General features: G+C 39.3%; 16 protein-coding genes. 8 read left to right on the forward strand and 8 right to left on the reverse strand.

Translation table 11 applies throughout. From position 1 onward, the window contains the following. Window positions 1–195: 195 nt before the first annotated feature. The 4 genes from U1E44_RS06575 (at window position 196) to U1E44_RS06590 (ending at window position 4,589) form a co-directional block, all read left to right on the forward strand. Window positions 196–618 carry a TerB family tellurite resistance protein gene (locus U1E44_RS06575; RefSeq protein ID WP_322930263.1) on the forward strand — a complete coding sequence of 141 codons (423 nt, stop codon included), beginning with the start codon at window positions 196–198 and terminating at the stop codon, window positions 616–618. Between the two features lie 333 nt (window positions 619–951). Continuing rightward, window positions 952–1,431 (forward strand): GNAT family N-acetyltransferase, encoded by a 480-nt coding sequence (locus U1E44_RS06580; RefSeq protein WP_322930264.1) that lies wholly within the window; start codon window positions 952–954, stop codon window positions 1,429–1,431. Then, the gene (locus tag U1E44_RS06585; protein WP_322930265.1) at window positions 1,428–2,678 is read left to right on the forward strand and encodes an aspartate kinase; all 1,251 of its coding nucleotides are present in this window, start codon (window positions 1,428–1,430) and stop codon (window positions 2,676–2,678) included. The genes U1E44_RS06580 and U1E44_RS06585 overlap by 4 nt, the downstream gene beginning before the upstream one ends. A gap of 93 nt (window positions 2,679–2,771) precedes the next feature. Further along, window positions 2,772–4,589, forward strand: coding sequence for a lysophospholipid acyltransferase family protein (locus U1E44_RS06590; protein WP_322930266.1), 1,818 nt, complete (start codon window positions 2,772–2,774; stop codon window positions 4,587–4,589). Window positions 4,590–5,250: 661 nt separating this feature from the next. On the opposite strand, the gene U1E44_RS06595 is transcribed toward U1E44_RS06590, so the two are convergent. The 7 genes from U1E44_RS06595 to U1E44_RS06625 all read right to left on the reverse strand — a co-directional run bounded on the left by U1E44_RS06595 (window position 5,251) and on the right by U1E44_RS06625 (window position 10,426). Beyond that, window positions 5,251–5,595, reverse strand: a complete 345-nt coding sequence (locus U1E44_RS06595) for an ArsR/SmtB family transcription factor (protein ID WP_322930267.1) — start codon at window positions 5,593–5,595, stop codon at window positions 5,251–5,253. Between the two features lie 122 nt (window positions 5,596–5,717). After that, the gene (locus U1E44_RS06600) at window positions 5,718–6,185 is read right to left on the reverse strand and encodes an NINE protein (RefSeq protein WP_322930268.1); all 468 of its coding nucleotides are present in this window, start codon (window positions 6,183–6,185) and stop codon (window positions 5,718–5,720) included. A 387-nt stretch (window positions 6,186–6,572) separates the two neighbouring features. Continuing rightward, entirely contained in the window at window positions 6,573–7,514 is a 942-nt protein-coding gene (locus U1E44_RS06605; protein WP_322930269.1) for a 2-hydroxyacid dehydrogenase, read from the reverse strand. A gap of 372 nt (window positions 7,515–7,886) precedes the next feature. Then, window positions 7,887–8,921, reverse strand: coding sequence for an ACR3 family arsenite efflux transporter (gene arsB / locus U1E44_RS06610; protein WP_322930270.1), 1,035 nt, complete (start codon window positions 8,919–8,921; stop codon window positions 7,887–7,889). Between the two features lies 1 nt (window position 8,922). After that, the gene (locus tag U1E44_RS06615; RefSeq protein WP_322930271.1) at window positions 8,923–9,537 is read right to left on the reverse strand and encodes an arsenate-mycothiol transferase ArsC; all 615 of its coding nucleotides are present in this window, start codon (window positions 9,535–9,537) and stop codon (window positions 8,923–8,925) included. A gap of 38 nt (window positions 9,538–9,575) precedes the next feature. Then, window positions 9,576–10,046, reverse strand: coding sequence for a DUF6428 family protein (locus tag U1E44_RS06620; RefSeq protein ID WP_322930272.1), 471 nt, complete (start codon window positions 10,044–10,046; stop codon window positions 9,576–9,578). A gap of 47 nt (window positions 10,047–10,093) precedes the next feature. Beyond that, window positions 10,094–10,426 (reverse strand): ArsR/SmtB family transcription factor, encoded by a 333-nt coding sequence (locus tag U1E44_RS06625; protein ID WP_322930273.1) that lies wholly within the window; start codon window positions 10,424–10,426, stop codon window positions 10,094–10,096. A gap of 233 nt (window positions 10,427–10,659) precedes the next feature. On the opposite strand from U1E44_RS06625, the gene U1E44_RS06630 reads away from it, so the two are divergent. Continuing rightward, window positions 10,660–11,235 (forward strand): DUF2911 domain-containing protein, encoded by a 576-nt coding sequence (locus U1E44_RS06630; RefSeq protein ID WP_322930274.1) that lies wholly within the window; start codon window positions 10,660–10,662, stop codon window positions 11,233–11,235. Between the two features lie 139 nt (window positions 11,236–11,374). After that, the gene (locus tag U1E44_RS06635; protein WP_322930275.1) at window positions 11,375–11,980 is read left to right on the forward strand and encodes a carboxymuconolactone decarboxylase family protein; all 606 of its coding nucleotides are present in this window, start codon (window positions 11,375–11,377) and stop codon (window positions 11,978–11,980) included. Window positions 11,981–12,197: 217 nt separating this feature from the next. On the opposite strand, the gene U1E44_RS06640 is transcribed toward U1E44_RS06635, so the two are convergent. Further along, a complete protein-coding gene (locus U1E44_RS06640; RefSeq protein ID WP_322930276.1) occupies window positions 12,198–12,953 on the reverse strand; it encodes a sulfite exporter TauE/SafE family protein in 756 nt (251 codons plus the stop codon). 74 nt (window positions 12,954–13,027) lie between these two features. On the opposite strand from U1E44_RS06640, the gene U1E44_RS06645 reads away from it, so the two are divergent. Together U1E44_RS06645 and U1E44_RS06650 are read left to right on the forward strand one after the other, a co-directional pair. Continuing rightward, on the forward strand, window positions 13,028–14,839 hold the full coding sequence (locus U1E44_RS06645) for a sodium:solute symporter family protein (protein WP_322930277.1): 1,812 nt from the start codon (window positions 13,028–13,030) through the stop codon (window positions 14,837–14,839). 7 nt (window positions 14,840–14,846) lie between these two features. Then, a complete protein-coding gene (locus tag U1E44_RS06650) occupies window positions 14,847–15,932 on the forward strand; it encodes an acyltransferase family protein (protein WP_322930278.1) in 1,086 nt (361 codons plus the stop codon). Window positions 15,933–16,257 lie beyond the last annotated feature (325 nt).

A 16,257-nucleotide genomic window follows, 5' to 3' on the forward strand; every position in this document is an offset into this window, starting at 1 on the left:
TATAGGTTCGGAACCCCTTTGCCACCAAAGGGTGATCTGTTTTTTTGAAGGTACTTAGAGTGGAAAATGATATAAACCCTAATGAAACCAAGCCCAAGGAAGCGATCTAAATTGATTTATAAAGAATAATTGAAATCTTATGAAGCGAAAGCGTTCGAAAAAATTTATATTTGTGACCGATTAAAATTAGGAGATATGGCGATCTTAGATTTATACAGCAACAGTGAACATCGGCGAAATTTAGCCCATTTTGCGGCTATAGCTACATTAGCGGCCACGGATGGCGAGGTAAATGCAGATGAAAGGGTTTTACTAGATCGTTTTGCAAGCAAACTCGACATTACCGACGCAGAATATAAAGAGGTAATGAAGAAATCGAATAAATATCCAATAGATACACCACTTAGTGCGGAAAAGCGTTTGGAGCGATTGTACGATTTTTTTCGAATCATTTATGCCGATCATCAGGTGGATGAGCCAGAGCTTACCTTAGTGCGAAAATACGCTATAGGATTAGGGTATTCTCAAGAAGTTGCCGAAACGGTGATACAACGGTCCATAGCCATTTTTAGTGGAAATATTGATTTTGAAGACTATCAATATTTGTTAAAACTCTAATAGTTTTTATTGTTGTTGCGATCTTATACACCTTGAGATGTTATTCTTTCCTGTGTTCGTTCTTTTGCCGTAAAGCGAGCTTAATGTGTAGTTGCGCTTTAACAATTTTTCCCGGTAGCACCGTAGGCTACCTACCTTTTTCACCACACGTTTTTACAAATCCGTAATGAATTAATGCGCTCATAAGAAAGCTATACATAGCATAAAATATACGGAGATATCTCAGAAACTGTTTTATTTGCCCATACTGATTAGCGTTTTTGTGAAACTACATCGGTTTCGTCGTTTTTATGTTTTTGAAATTTATAACTTTGTGTTTTATTTGTAACAATTATGAAATACAGCATCCGGGAGGCACGGGCGGAAGACATGCCTCAAGTTAGTAAACTGATTCAAGAATTGGCCGATTTTGAACACGAAAGCGGAGCTGTTGAAATAACCGCAGAAGATTTGGTGCAAGACGGTTTCCAAAAGCACAAACGCTTTCATTGCTTTGTTGCCGAAGCAGAAGCTGTTATTGTTGGTATGGCCTTGGTGTATATGCGCTATTCTACATGGAAGGGTCCTGTCTTGCATTTAGAAGATTTAATAATCACCAAAAAAATGCGAGGGAGTGGATTGGGAACGGCCTTGTTAACCGAGGTAGTAAAGTATGGAAAACGGTTAGGAGTAAAACGGATTTGTTGGGAGGTGCTGGATTGGAATGAACCGGCAATTACCTTTTATGAAAGTAAAGGAGCGCACGTTAAGCGCGATTGGGATGTGGTACATTTAGACGAAAAAGGGATAGAAAATTTTATACAAAATATATGAGAGTATTTAAATTCGGAGGTGCTTCCGTTAAAGATGCGGACGGTATTAAAAATGTAGTACAGGTATTAAGAGAAGTGGGTTATGAAAATACATTACTCATAGTTTCTGCTATGGGGAAGACCACCAATGCCATGGAAGAGGTGGTAAATGCCTATTTTAACAATAAATCGGCTTTGGCTTCTTCCCTACAAGAGGTTATAAAATATCACAACGATATTTTAATGGATCTTTTCAAAAACGATAAACACCCTATTTTTCTTCAGGTAAAATCATTGATCGATGAGGCACAAGGATTTTTAGCTTGGAACAAATCGCCAAAGTACAATTTTGTATACGATCAGGTTGTAGGGTATGGCGAACTGGTTTCATCTACCATTCTAAGTGCCTACCTTAACGAAAGTGGTCTTAAAAGCAATTGGCTCGATGTGCGAAATTTTATAAAAACCGACAGCAATTATAGAGATGCCAACATACATTGGGAGAAAACTCAGGAAAATGTCACCAAAAAAATAGACAAGACAAAACTGAATATTACGCAAGGATTCTTAGGCAGCGACGAAAATAATTTTACCACTACTTTGGGCAGAGAAGGATCAGATTATACGGCAGCAATTCTTGCCTATTGCGTAAATGCGTCCTCAGTGACTATTTGGAAAGATGTACCGGGTGTTCTTAATGCCGACCCTCGATATTTTGAAAATGCCCAACTGCTAAACAACATTTCGTATCGGGAGGCCATTGAATTGGCATTCTATGGTGCATCCGTGATTCACCCTAAAACCTTGCAACCTTTGCAGCGCAAAGAAATACCATTGCTGGTTAAATCGTTCGTAAATCCTTCGGCATCCGGCACTACCGTAGGAAAAGGTATAGGAATAGAGCCTAAAGTACCCTGTTTTATAGTGAAGAAAAATCAGGTGCTTATGAAACTCTCCTCATTAGATTTTTCTTTTATTGTAGAAGACAGTATGAGCGAACTTTTTAAGTTGTTCCACGATCATAGAATGAAGGTCGATTTAATTCAGAATTCTGCCATCAGTTTTTCGGTTTGTGTGGATAATAAATACGGTCGGTTAGAGGATTTATTAAATCATTTGAAAAGCAAATTTAAAGTGGTACACCATGAGAATGTGTCACTGTACACCATACGGCATTTTGATGCAGAGTCTATAGCCGCATTACAGCAAGGAAAGGAAATTTTATTAGAACAGCGAGGTAAAGAAACCCTTCAATTGGTCGTGAAATAGGTTCGAATGCTTAGCTCTCTTTTGTTCTAAACTGATAAAGTAGAGGCTACCAATTGTAATTTGCTATATTTGCGACACAATTAATCTATAGCTATGGGTTTAGTGACCGCTAAAGAGGTAGCGAAGGCAATTCATCTAGATAAGTACGGCTTTTTTGGAACTTTTATGGGATGGATTCTCATGCGAGTTACTCAAATTTCCAATATAAACAACTTTTACGATCAACATAAACATTTAGAAGGTCTAGACTTTTTAGACGCTATTTTAGCGTATTACGAGATAAAATTTGAAATTCCCGAAGACGATCTAAAAAGACTTCCGAAAGAGGGAGCGTACATCACCATTTCCAATCATCCCTTAGGAGGTATGGATGGGGTGCTTCTTTTAAAATTGATGCTTAAAAACCGACCAGATTTTAAGATTATCGCCAATTTTTTGTTGAACAGAATAGCACCGTTATCGCCATATATTATGCCGGTGAACCCTTTTGAGGGTCATAAAGACGTCAAAAGCAGTATAGGTGGTTTTAAAGCGGCCATAAAACATTTACAGGACGGGCAACCATTGGGAATTTTTCCAGCGGGGGAAGTTTCTACGTATAAAGACGGAAAGCTTATCGTAGATAAACCATGGGAAGAGGCTGCGTTAAAATTAATTCGAAAAGCCGAAGTACCTGTAGTCCCCATTTATTTTCATGCCCGAAATAGTCGATTGTTTTATAGATTGTCTAAAATAAATGACATCTTTAGAACGGCTAAATTACCCTCCGAGGTATCATCGCAGAGAAACCGACCCATTAAAGTAAGAATTGGTCAACCCATATCCGTTCAGGTTCAAAAGGAACAAGAAAACTTGGATGAATTCGCGGAATTGCTTCGAAGAAAAACCTATATTTTGGCCAATGCGTATCAAAAAGAACGCCTCATAGATCAGCTTCCTACGACCTTAAAGATTTCTAAATCCCCAAAAAAAATTGTTACGGCAGTACGCACGGAGGTTATTCAGGAAGAGATAGAACGGCTAAGAGAAAAGGATTGTAGGCTGCTGCAAAGCAAAAATTACGAGGTTTTTTTGGCTGAGGCGAAGGAGATTCCATTTATATTAAAGGAAATTGGCCGGCAAAGAGAAGTCACCTTTAGAGCCATCGGAGAGGGCACCAATAATGCTAGTGATTTGGATAGTTTTGATGCCTATTACCACCATTTATTTCTTTGGGATGATGATGAGAAAATAATTGTCGGGGCATACAGAATGGGCATGGGTTCAGCAATATTTGCAAAGTATGGTATCGATGGTTTTTATATTCAGGATCTTTTTAGGGTAGAGCCAGAGTTGCATCAAATGATGAGTCAGTCCATCGAAATGGGCAGAGCTTATATTATTAAGGAGTACCAGCTAAAGCCAATGCCTTTGTTTTTATTATGGAAAGGTATTGTGCATACCACATTGCGTTTTCCGGAGCATAAATATTTAATTGGAGGCGTCAGTATCAGCAATCAATTTTCTAATTTTTCAAAGTCTTTAATGATTGAATTTATGAAATCCAATTACTGGGATCCGTTTGTAGCACAATATATACGTCCCAAAAAGGAATTTAAAGTACAGCTTAAGGATGCAGATAAAGAGTTTGTTTTTGACGAAACACAAGCCGATTTAAACAAATTCGACAAAATTATAGATGAGGTAGAGCCGGGAAGTTTGCGCTTGCCTGTCCTTATCAAGAAGTATATAAAGCAAAATGCCAAGGTGGTAGCCTTTAATGTGGATCCGCTATTCAATAATTCGGTAGACGGTCTTATGTATATTAAGATTGCTGATTTACCGGAAAGTACCGTAAAACCAGTTATGGAAGAGTTTCAGGCAGAATTAGAACGCAAGCTAGCGGAAGGCCAGCAAAATTTGGAATTGTAAAAATAGAAGGCGTAATTACGGTTTGTTAGAGCTATTATAATACCGTTTCAATTTAAAGATTCCCCGACCCTTGGGTCGGGGTTTCCTATTTATCGCTCCTTTGGAGCGGTCGGAACTGTCTTTTTGCAGTTCCGGGTGAGGTGAAATACAAAATTTCGGTTTTTGGCCCAAAGGCCAAAATGAAACTGGCGAAACCCGTACTGAGCGCAGTAGAAGTATACCCCTATGGCTTGCCTCGGGGATAGTCAGTTTCAAGAAATTTTTTATCGGTACCAAAATAGATGAAACCGTGCTTTTGTCTATCTGGAAGCGGACAAACGGTTAGGGACAAAGGGTATTTGAATCTAGAATCCCGGGTGGTGTTCCAAAATTCTGACCAGAAATCCAAACCAACCTCATTTAGAAGAAATTCGGGGTAGCAGTAATTTGGATTTATTGCGGATGGAACGCTAGTCACGTCACGGATTTAGCTTATGGATATCCTTTTATTTCAGTAGTTTACGATGCATGTATTTGGGGTTAGGACCGCAATCATTGTAGGATGAAAATTGAGGCAATATCCTGGTGTCTACCTGATGTATATCGCAACTTTTTAATTGTATACCTTCTGATGCCTTATAGGCATCATTAAATTACAGTGGCGTTCATACATTTAATTTCGTTATTTCTTTTGAGGCTCATTAGGGTGGATTGTAGTATTAATGCGCTTAAAAAAGTCTTGGAACGGCAGTTGTAGCTCTTGCCATTTTTCTTGATGCATACGGTAGCATGGGTATTTCCCCTTAAAGGAAACTTTTAGTAGACCTGCCTTTTTAATGGTATTCATGTGTTGCGTAATAGTAGGTTGCGAAAGACCGATAACATCGACTAAATCGTTGCACATAGCATCTTTATTTTTACTGATATATTGAATGATGGCAATACGCGCAGGATGCCCCAATACTTTAGCCAAAGATGCCAAGGTATTTTGGGAAGTGTTGAATATGTGAGTTTTAGAAGCACCCATAATGGAGGATGATTTCGTTGATTGTGTATAGAAATTAAAGTTACGTAATATTGCAATATTACATTTACATATTCTTAAAAAAAGCCAAATCGTTTATTTTAGATTTGGCTTTTTCTGATCTACTAAAACCAAGGTTTTTTCCCGGCCTGATAGGTATTGTAAAATTCTTCATCCGATTTTGTGAGATAGATGATACCTTCTATAAGCCCTATAATAACAGTTGCCATTACAATAAAACTTCCCACAATAAAGCACATGGTAGCATAGCCAATTACAGTCGCAACCAGTAATATAATACCTTCCTTCTGGTACCCTAAAATGAACTTGTGAACCCCAAGTTGACCAAAAACAATGGCCAATATCCCGGCCAAAATCTTTTTGTTGTCCCCGCCGGCTCCCTTAAGACCTTCACTAAATTCATTGGCTGTTTTTTTGGCTTCATTTCCAAAATCTTGCGCCGTTTCTTTAGCGTCTTCAGCAAATTCCTTGCTTGCATCTTTGGCATCCTCAAAGGTTTCTTTTGCCGAATCTTTTGCATCATTTAATGCGTCCTTGGCCTTATCGCCTAAATCTTTTTTTTCGTCTGACATGGTTTTTAAATGTTGGTTTATAACAAATGACGTATAAAAGTACTAAATATTTTAATAGTTTAAAATATTTTTGCGAGTAGATAGAGCGATTTTAATTGTTAGGACAATTGAATTTCTGATAGTTAGCTATTAGATTAAAAACTAAAAAAAGGGTTGAATCTAAAGATTCCCCGACCCTTGGGTAGGGGTTTCCTATTTACCTCTCCTTTGGAGAGGTCGGAACTGCCTTTTTGCAGTTCCGGGTGAGGTAAAATACAAAATTTTGGATTTTGGCCCAAAGGCCAAAATGAAACTGGCGAAACCCGTACTGAGCGCAGTAGAAGTATACCCCTATGGCTTGCCTCGGGGATAGTCAGTTTCAAGAAATTTTTTATTTCTAAAATGGATCTAAAGTCTAAAATGTTCTTTTATTTTAGTCACTAAGGTTTGCGCCAATCTTGCTTTACTTTCAACGGTCCATCCCGCGACATGAGGTGTAAGGATCACATTATGGGCTTGAATAAGATATTGAAAAGCTTCGGGAAGTTTGTCCTCTGAAAACATATCTTCAAAAGATGACTTCTCATATTCTAATACATCTAATCCCGCACCAAGGACTTTTCCTAATTGTAATGCGGCAACCAAATCTTGGGTTACCACCGATTTTCCTCTGGCAGTATTAAGAAACCAAAAAGGGTTCTTAAAAGCATTTATGAACTCGGCATTAATCATTCCTACGGTTAGCGGTGTTTGAGGAACATGTACACTAAGCACTTCTGTTCTTTGTTGAAACTCCATGATACCAACCTGTCTGGCGTTATCATCGCCCACACCACCTAAAATATCAAAACAGATGACTTCAACATTAAAACCTTGTAGTTTTTTGGCAAATGCCTTACCCATATTTCCGTAACCCAAAATGCCTACGGTTTTGCCGTCCAATTCTATTCCCCGATTTCCTTCACGATCCCAACGGCCTTGTCGCACTTCATGATCGGCTTTGTTTAACTTATTAAAAAGAGAAAGGAGCATGCCTAGGGTGTGCTCGGCTACGGCATTGCTATTGCCTTCTGGCGCAGCAGCTAAATAAACACCCTTTTGTTTGGCATAAGCCACATCAATGTTTTCTAATCCGGCGCCAACTCGTGCTATGAATTTTAAATTAGTGGCTTTGTCTAAAAATGTCGAATCAATAGAAAACCGACTTCGTAGCACAATACCATTATACGCATGTATTTTAGCTTCAATTTCTGTTTTAGACGAGGTGTAATCTTCGTCATTGGAAAACCCTAAAGCAGCAAATTGTGTAATTAGTAAAGGATGATTGGTGTCTATGTGGAGGACTTTCATCTGTTTATAGTTGTTTTTATGGAGTTGTGCTTTAAAGTGTTCAGTACAGGAAAAAATTGGCTCATAAGCACTTAAGCATATCTTAAATGGTTTAAATTTAGGTATTTGAAAACCTTTGGTTGGTAAAAAAGGGGATTTTTCACTTTGGAACGCAAAAATAACTAAAGAAAATGATTACCGAAATCATTGCGTAAATAATACTCGGAGCAATCCTATGCCACATTAAAAAAGCCTTCGCATTATTTTTCCATACCCGGCTGTACGCCCATGCCCATGCCCTTGCGAACGGGAATGGTAAGGAAAGGAACGCATTGGCGCATTTCAATTTTGATTATCGCGTAAATGTATAGAAAGTAGATTTCTAACTGTACATTAAAAATACTTTTTCTTGAGCCAAAAGGCGACACGCACCAATATAATAAGCGCAGGCACTTCTACCAAAGGGCCTATGACACCGGTGAATGCCTGACCGGAATTGAGACCAAATACCGCAATAGCCACGGCAATAGCCAGTTCAAAGTTGTTTCCGGCTGCCGTAAAGGCCACCGCTGTCGTTTTATCGTACGACGCGCCCATTGCCTTGGTCATAAAAAAACCAATAATGAACATCAACGTAAAATAAATAAGTAAGGGTATGGCTATGCGTAGCACATCCAAAGGTATTTCAACAATAAGTGCTCCTTTTAGTGAAAACATGACTACAATGGTAAAAAGTAGCGCAATAAGGGTTACAGGAGCTATGGTCGGAATAAAGGTATGAGTGTACCACACTTCTCCTTTGTGCTTTACCAGAACAAATCGGCTCAAAATACCCATTACAAAAGGAAGGCCTAAATACAAAGCCACACTTTCTGCAATGGTGCTAATTTCAATATTTACTATAGCTCCTTTAAACCCAAAATAGGGAGGAAGTACGGTAATAAATAACCAGGCATAAAAACTATAGGCAAATACCTGGAAAATACTGTTAAGCGCTACTAACCCGGCACCGTATTCACTGCTTCCCTCTGCCAAATCGTTCCAGACCAAAACCATGGCAATGCATCGTGCCAAACCAATAAGAATGAGCCCTACCATATATTCGGGATATTCCTGCAAAAAGGTTATCGCCAAAAAAAACATCAAAACTGGTCCTATAATCCAATTGAGTATAAGGGAAATGGAAAGTACTTTCACATTTTTGAAGACCTTGGGAAGCAGGGCATAGTTTGCCTTTGCTAGCGGGGGGTACATCATTAAAATAAGGCCTATGGCTATAGGGATATTGGTAGTACCACTACTGAAGCCATCAACGATTTGCGGAAACTTGGGCATAAAATAGCCTAGTGATACCCCAAAACCCATGGCTAAAAATATCCAAAGGGTAAGATAACGGTCTAAAAAGCTGAGTTTCTTTTTTGCGGTCATATCAGGCTTTTATTTGAGAATACACATAAAATAATCCCGAGGCTATTTGCAGGCTTCTTTCCCTATATTTCTCCTCTTGTTGGGGGGTTTGGTCAAAAGATTTTGGGTCTTCAAAAGGTAAGGAAAAACGTTTTTCTGCACCGGGAATAAAAGGGCATCCTACGTCTGCTTGCGAACAGGTCATAATAGCCGCAAATTCGGAAACGGGATTAAACGGATCGTCATAGGTTTTAGAAAAACCAATAATAGGATGGGCGTTGGCAGTGTACTTTATGCTGTATATAGGGTTTGTGCCTTCGGCAATGCTGTGAATTTTATAACCGGCATCTTCCAATGTTTTTGCAGCCATTGGAAACAATGCGGTGGCCTCGGTTCCTCCAGAATAACAAAATACATTTTTGATGTTGAAATGATAGGCCAATGCCTGAGCCCATACCTGCGAAAGATGGCTCCGTCTTGAATTGTGAGTGCAAATAAAATTGAGTAGAATCGCTTTTTGAAGGGTAACTTTTTCCTGAATGTAATCCGTTAAGGGTTGAAGCATTCTTTTGCGCTCGTCTGAAATTTGGCTGGTATCTAGACGAAGTAGTGTATTTTCTAGGGCGGGAAATAGCATAATTATGAGATATTATATGTTGAATAGGAAAATAACGGTTAACAGCAACCGGAATTTGGCGTACAGCCTGAGGCTGTCGTTTGCAAATTGGCCAGTTTTAGTTTTGGTTTTTCTTGTGCAATACCGCATTGGTTTTTGGCCAAACAATCCGTATGCTTATGAACTAACAAAAAGTGAGCACCATCAAAATGCAACCCATATTTTTGAATGGTTTCGCCTTGATATTCCACTTCAATTTCCAAATCATCAAGGGGTAAAACACGTTCAGAAAGTTCTATAATAGCTTGTAGTTTTTCAGGATGTAATCTGTGGTCGTAATCATTGGCACTCCAAAGCTGAAAATTAACAACCTCTTCATGCCTAACAGTGCCTCCACAATCTATAAAATGCTTGGTTATTTTACCAATTTCGGTGACATGGAAATGATCCGGGACTAGTTCGCCATTGGGCAATTTAAAACGTATGCCGTCCAGTTTGGTTAATTGATTTTTTACTTCAGATAGTTTCATTAGTTGTTTTTTTGGTCAATTTAAGTGTTCTATGTAATGGAGAATAATTAGCAGCAATTGGTATTATCGGAGATATCCTGATCTAAAAAGGAAGACATAAGACCTTTCATTGATGTCCATTTCTCCGGATTGATGCAGTAGCACACGCTGGTACCCTCCACAGTTCCTTGTATCAACCCTAGCTGTTTTAACTCTTTTAAATGCTGCGATATGGTAGGTTGTGCCAGTCCAATTTCGTTCACTAAGTCCCCACATATACAGCCTTTAATTTTAAACAAATGTTGTAGGATGGCCACACGCGCCGGATGCCCTAAGGCCTTGGCAAAGGAGGAAATAGTGTTTTGTTCTTTACTAAAAAGATCTGCTTTCGTAATACCCATTTTGTTTTATTATATAATTGCAATATTACGATGAATAACCTACATGAACTAATTTTTTTTAAAAAAATGAAATTCTTTAAAGTAAAGTCTCCACATCGCTACCAAAATTCCGCAAGCCGTAAAAAGACATAAAACAGGAATGGACTAGGAGTGATTTCTAAAAATGACGTACTTTAGAGGCTTAAAACGATAGCTTATCCGATAGTTTAACTGGAATTTAAATGAATAACATTATGAAAAAGTATGTTTCCTTTATTGTGTTAAGTGTTTTTGTAGGGGCAATGCTCAACGCCCAAGAGTTAAGAGGGTTAGATAAAAGTCCTATGGACATGGCCTATTTCCCTGATGATTATGCGCATGACCGTCGTTTTGCACCCGAAAAATTGACCCTAAACGAAGCCTATATTAGGGTTATTTACAGCAGGCCTGCCAAGAAGGATAGAACCGTGTTTGGTGAGTTGGTGCCTTATGACAAAGTTTGGCGTACCGGAGCCAATGAGGCTCCGGAAATTAAATTTTATAAAGATATTACGTTGAACGGCAAGAAAGTAAAAGCCGGTAGTTATGCGCTTCTCAGTATCCCTAACAAAGACAGTTGGACGATTATTTTAAGTAAAGACGTAGATCAATGGGGTCATTATAGCTATGATGAAAACAAAGATGTGATACGCGTTAAAGCAACCGTAAGTCGGCTTACGAGTCCTGTAGAAGATTTTACCATACAGTTTTACGGAGAAAAGGGTGCCAAAGCGGGTGAGATGTGGCTGGCATGGGATGAAACCTTGGTGACGTTACCATTTAGTTTTTAGAAAGAACAGGATCCTTCTACCCCAACATGGATTCCTAATTTTGGGATATATTATGTATGCTGAATAGCTGGTTTTATAATTTTTTAACCTATTAAATCTATGGATTTTATATTTTTGATAAAATAAAAAATAACACCATATGTCGTCCAATTTCCGAATTACGTTAGCGGCACCTGAAGCGGTTGCCCAAATTGAAAAATCAGCACCACAGACCCTCAAAAATCACTTTGAACTTATAAAGGAGGGCTTAACATTTATCCCTGGGGTACCTAGAGAAGCTGTTTTTGGCGCCGTAACCCTTAGGGCATTAGCCTTGAAACCAGACATTTTTACGTCGTGGTTCTTAACAGAATATCATTCTGTAAAACAAGGGGAAATAGACACCAAAACAAAAGAGCTCTTGGCCTTTATAATTTCTAAAGAAAATGAGGGCAATGAATGTGCAGCATGCGCTCCCTATCATGAAGCAGCTGCACGCTTTGAAGGCGCTACTCCCGAGGAGACCTTGGCAGCCCATGATTTTGCTTCTTCCGCCCATCTTTTGCCACAAACAACCCGCACACTCATCGAATTCGGATTAAAAGCGGCGTTTCGTCCTAAAGAAATTACAGATCAAGACGTCAGTAACGTAAAGTCGCACGGCATTTCAGACAAAGGACTCATCGAACTGGCTTCTACAGCCTTAATCGCCTATAACTTATCGGCATTAAACCAAATATTCAATTTAAAGGAAGGCGAGGGGTAAGACCATACATTGGTGATTTTTAAATTACGGTGCTTTACGAAAGAAACTATCAAAAGGTAAGGCTTAGTCCGAATGTAGTGGCTCAAAGCATGTAGTCGTATTCAAAAACTTGTCAACCGCAAGGCTTGATATGACCGAAAAATTAACTTTAGTTTTTAAGAAGACTACAGAAACCGAACCCAATAAAAACGTAGCAAGGACTGTAGTTCACGTTGTCTTAAGAAAACAAGATAACCAAGGCACCAATGGCAGTAAGCACTAAGATCATTTTTCGATAAAATTGCTCCTTAATAATTTTCACCAAACGCACACCTAGAAATAAACCGAGACAGGTTCCCGGTAAGAGTTTTGCATTAATAAGTAAGGTTTCTGTACTTATGGTATCCCAAACAAAAATATGAAAGGGCAGTTTAAACACATTCACAATAAGAAATAGCCAAGCGGCCGTACCTATAAACTGGTTTTTGGGCAGTCTCATGGCCAAAAAGTAGATATTGGCAAATGCACCTGCCAAATTTCCTACCATGGTGGTTATTCCAGCCATAATCCCCACAAATCCGGCAAAAGCCCAATGCGTGGGTATCGATATGGATTTTCGTTGATCCCAAAAAAACATTATACCAACACTGATCAGAATAATTACAGACATCAATAATTTAAAAGTACTAGCTGTTAGGTCTTTGCCTACCAAGACACCAACAAGAACCCCCAGGAGCATCCAGGGTAAAAACTTAAAAATATAGTTCCACTGTGCATGTCGATTATAGTATACCACGGCAAAAATATCACCAAAAATCAGCAAAGGAACAATGAGTCCCGTAGATGCCTTAGAGCCAAATACCAAAGCCATTAGGGTTACAATAATTATGGCAATACCCTTAATTCCCGATTTGGAAATACCTAAAACTATGGCTGCAATAAAGGCTAAAACCCATGAAATGGGGGATATGTCGAAGCTGGAATATAAAAGCATGTACGGTTTTTAGGAACCAAAAGTCAAAAGTATCCTAAAAAATAATATCTTTATCCAACAACCCAAACCAAATTATGCAACTCAGTTCCCTAGATTACAGTTTTATTATTGTCTTTTTCAGCATTGTCCTTTTTATAGGAGTTTATGTTTCCAAAAAATCCGGTCAAAGTTCTTCGGAGTTTTTCTTATCCGGGCGAACCATGCCTTGGTGGTTATTAGGACTTTCTATGGTAGCTACCACCTTTTCTACAGATACGCCCAATTTGGTTACAGACATTGTACGAACCAATGGCGTTTCGGGCAACTGGGTTTGGTGGGCTTTTTTAATTACCGGGTTGCTTACCGTATTTGTATATGCCAAACTTTGGCGGAAATCGAATGTAAATACCGATCTGGAATTTTATGAATTGCGCTACGGGGGCAAGCCGGCTAGTTTTCTAAGAAAGTTTAGAGCGGTGTATTTGGGAGTCATATTTAACGTCATTACCATGTCGGCGGTTACGCTGGCAGCCATCAAAATAGGAGGTATTATGTTAGGCCTGGAGCCATGGGTTACTGTGGTTAGTGCAGGATTAATCACCGTTACTTTTAGTGCACTAGGGGGATTTAAAGGCGTAGTTTATACCGATTTTTTACTGTTTTTTGTAGCAATGAGCGGTGCTATTGGTGCCGCCTATTATTTAGTAAATCTTCCTGAAGTGGGAGGAATTCAGGCACTCATGGCTCATGAATCGGTAGCTTCAAAGCTACATATAGTACCGGATTTCAGCGACAAAAAGGCCTTAATTACCTTGTTTATAATTCCGATAGCCGTGCAGTGGTGGAGTTCCTGGTACCCTGGTGCAGAACCGGGCGGTGGGGGCTATATTGCCCAGCGCATGCTGGCGGCCAAGAATGAAAATCACGCTATTGGAGCCACCTTCTTTTTTAATATCATGCATTACGCCCTAAGGCCATGGCCGTGGATTTTGGTGGCACTGGCATCCTTGGTGGTATATCCTGATATTGCCAGCATTCATGAGGCCTTTCCAAATGTTGCTGCTGATAAATTAGGACATGATTTGGCATACTCGGCTATGCTCACCAAACTGCCTAGCGGATTATTGGGTGTGGTATTGGCATCCTTAATAGCGGCATACATGAGTACCATATCTACCCAACTCAATTGGGGATCCTCCTATATTGTGTACGATTTTTACAAACAACAAATAAACCCAAATGCCTCAGAAAAACGTTTAGTAGCTGTAGGTCGCTTATCTACAGTAGTGCTCATGGTTTTTAGTGCAATTTTGGCCTTATTGCTTCAGAATGCCTTACAACTGTTTGAAGTGCTTTTGGTTTTTGGAGCTGGAACAGGTCTAATATTTATCTTAAGATGGTTTTGGTGGCGTATTAATGCATGGAGCGAGATTACGGCCATGTTTGCCTCTGGCATCATATCTATTGTATTAAAATTGACGGCTGTAGGGCCATTTTTGTTCGCTTCAGAAACAGGGCTCTTTCCGGACTGGTTCGAATATATTTTTGTGGTGTTGCTCACTACCATTATATGGTTAGCAGCTACGTTTTTATCACCGCCGGAATCGACTTCCGTATTGCGACACTTTTATAAAAAAATACAACCCGGAGGACCCGGCTGGCAGAAGGTGGTACAAGAAGCCAAAGACGATAATGAGGTCATAGTGAATACCAAGGAAAAGTGGAGTGTGCCCGCCGGTCTTACTGCAATGATCACAGGATGTGTTTTAATTTACAGCTGTATGTTTGCCACAGGATACTGGATTTACGGCAAAACTAGTAACGCCTTAATCTTAACCATAGTGGCTATTATTTCTGGCTTTTTACTGGCCAAAATGTGGAATAAAATGAAGAACGTAATTTTATAAATACGTCGTGAAAAACAGAATTCAGTCTGTCGATATTTTTAGAGGGCTTACCATTGTCTTAATGATTTTGGTAAATACTCCGGGAACCTGGGGGCACGTTTACGCGCCTTTATTGCATGCCGAGTGGCACGGGTATACGCCAACCGATTTGGTGTTTCCTTTCTTTCTATTTATTGTCGGCACCTCTATTGTGTTTTCGTACCATAATAGGGCAACAACCTCCAATACGTATAAAAAAATAACGATCCGCAGTCTAAAGCTTATTGGTTTGGGGCTTTTTTTGGGTGCTTTCACGCTTACTTTTCCATTTATCAAGGATTTTGAAACCATTCGTTTTCCGGGCGTATTACAGCGCATTGGGGTAGTTTTCTTTTTTGCAGCCATCCTTTTTATCAATTTTAATTGGAAAGCATTAATAGGCATTTGTGTGTTTCTTTTGATGGGTTATTGGATATGGATGGGCTTTATCCCAATACATGGGGTAGCACCTACTTTTGACAGGGCACCAAACAACTGGGCCAATTTCATTGATGTAGCGGTCTTTGGTACCCACAATTATAAGGCCGATTATGATCCGGAAGGACTGCTTAGTACCTTGCCGTCTATAGCTACGGCCTTACTGGGAGTTTTTACGGGATTGCTACTTATTGCCAAGCGCAATCGTAAAGAATTAATTATGTTAGGACTTGGCATAGGGATGTTGGTATTGGGGTACGTATGGAACATGGTTTTCCCAATTAACAAAGCGCTTTGGACTAGTAGTTTTGTATTGGTTACTGCCGGTTGGGCAAATATTTGCTTAGCGTTGATTTACTATGTGTCCGATGTAAAAGGGATTCAGTTTGGAAGTATTTTTAAGCATGCAGGAGCCAATGCGATTACGGTCTATTTCCTGTCTAGTTTTGTTTCTAAAATATTCGGAATGATACGGGTGGACGACAGTTCCCTGCACGGATGGCTTTTTGAAACCTTTTATGTGCATGATGCTATCTCCATGAAATTATCTTCGTTATTGTACGGATTAACTGTAGTAAGTTTTTACGTGCTGCTTGCGTATGTGATGTACAAAAGGAGGATTTTTATTAAGGTGTAATCTTGATTTGTCGAAGGTCGAAAGTTCAGATTTTTTTTGAGTTTGTACTTGAATTTAACTCAAAGTAAACGTCCCTCCTTGGGAGGGATTGAGGGAGGTCTTTAAGAAAGTCAAAAGTCTGTACGGCTCTGATTCCCACCATCGGACAATGAAAAACGAACAACTGGCAACTGACAACCATCAACTTAAAAAAGTTTCTTGTTTCAGGTTTAATTTTTTTCATGAAGTTATAAACGAACTATAAAGTAGAAAGTTCAGATTTTTTTTGAGTTTGTACTTGAATTTAACTCAAAGTAAACGTCCCTCCTTGGGAGGGATTGAGGGA

Source organism: Aurantibrevibacter litoralis (genome assembly GCF_034651555.1).
Taxonomy (GTDB): Bacteria; Bacteroidota; Bacteroidia; order Flavobacteriales; family Flavobacteriaceae; genus Aurantibrevibacter; species Aurantibrevibacter litoralis.

Coding starts and splice junctions, on each gene's coding strand:
- U1E44_RS06605 (WP_322930269.1), bottom strand. CDS start 7,514: ATGAAAGTCCTCCACATAGACACCAATCATCCTTTACTAATTACACAA.
- U1E44_RS06620 (WP_322930272.1), bottom strand. CDS start 10,046: ATGAAACTATCTGAAGTAAAAAATCAATTAACCAAACTGGACGGCATA.
- arsB (WP_322930270.1), bottom strand. CDS start 8,921: ATGACCGCAAAAAAGAAACTCAGCTTTTTAGACCGTTATCTTACCCTT.
- U1E44_RS06595 (WP_322930267.1), bottom strand. CDS start 5,595: ATGGGTGCTTCTAAAACTCACATATTCAACACTTCCCAAAATACCTTG.
- U1E44_RS06590 (WP_322930266.1), top strand. CDS start 2,772: ATGGGTTTAGTGACCGCTAAAGAGGTAGCGAAGGCAATTCATCTAGAT.
- U1E44_RS06615 (WP_322930271.1), bottom strand. CDS start 9,537: ATGCTATTTCCCGCCCTAGAAAATACACTACTTCGTCTAGATACCAGC.
- U1E44_RS06575 (WP_322930263.1), top strand. CDS start 196: ATGGCGATCTTAGATTTATACAGCAACAGTGAACATCGGCGAAATTTA.
- U1E44_RS06625 (WP_322930273.1), bottom strand. CDS start 10,426: ATGGGTATTACGAAAGCAGATCTTTTTAGTAAAGAACAAAACACTATT.
- U1E44_RS06645 (WP_322930277.1), top strand. CDS start 13,028: ATGCAACTCAGTTCCCTAGATTACAGTTTTATTATTGTCTTTTTCAGC.
- U1E44_RS06630 (WP_322930274.1), top strand. CDS start 10,660: ATGAAAAAGTATGTTTCCTTTATTGTGTTAAGTGTTTTTGTAGGGGCA.
- U1E44_RS06580 (WP_322930264.1), top strand. CDS start 952: ATGAAATACAGCATCCGGGAGGCACGGGCGGAAGACATGCCTCAAGTT.
- U1E44_RS06640 (WP_322930276.1), bottom strand. CDS start 12,953: ATGCTTTTATATTCCAGCTTCGACATATCCCCCATTTCATGGGTTTTA.
- U1E44_RS06600 (WP_322930268.1), bottom strand. CDS start 6,185: ATGTCAGACGAAAAAAAAGATTTAGGCGATAAGGCCAAGGACGCATTA.
- U1E44_RS06635 (WP_322930275.1), top strand. CDS start 11,375: ATGTCGTCCAATTTCCGAATTACGTTAGCGGCACCTGAAGCGGTTGCC.
- U1E44_RS06585 (WP_322930265.1), top strand. CDS start 1,428: ATGAGAGTATTTAAATTCGGAGGTGCTTCCGTTAAAGATGCGGACGGT.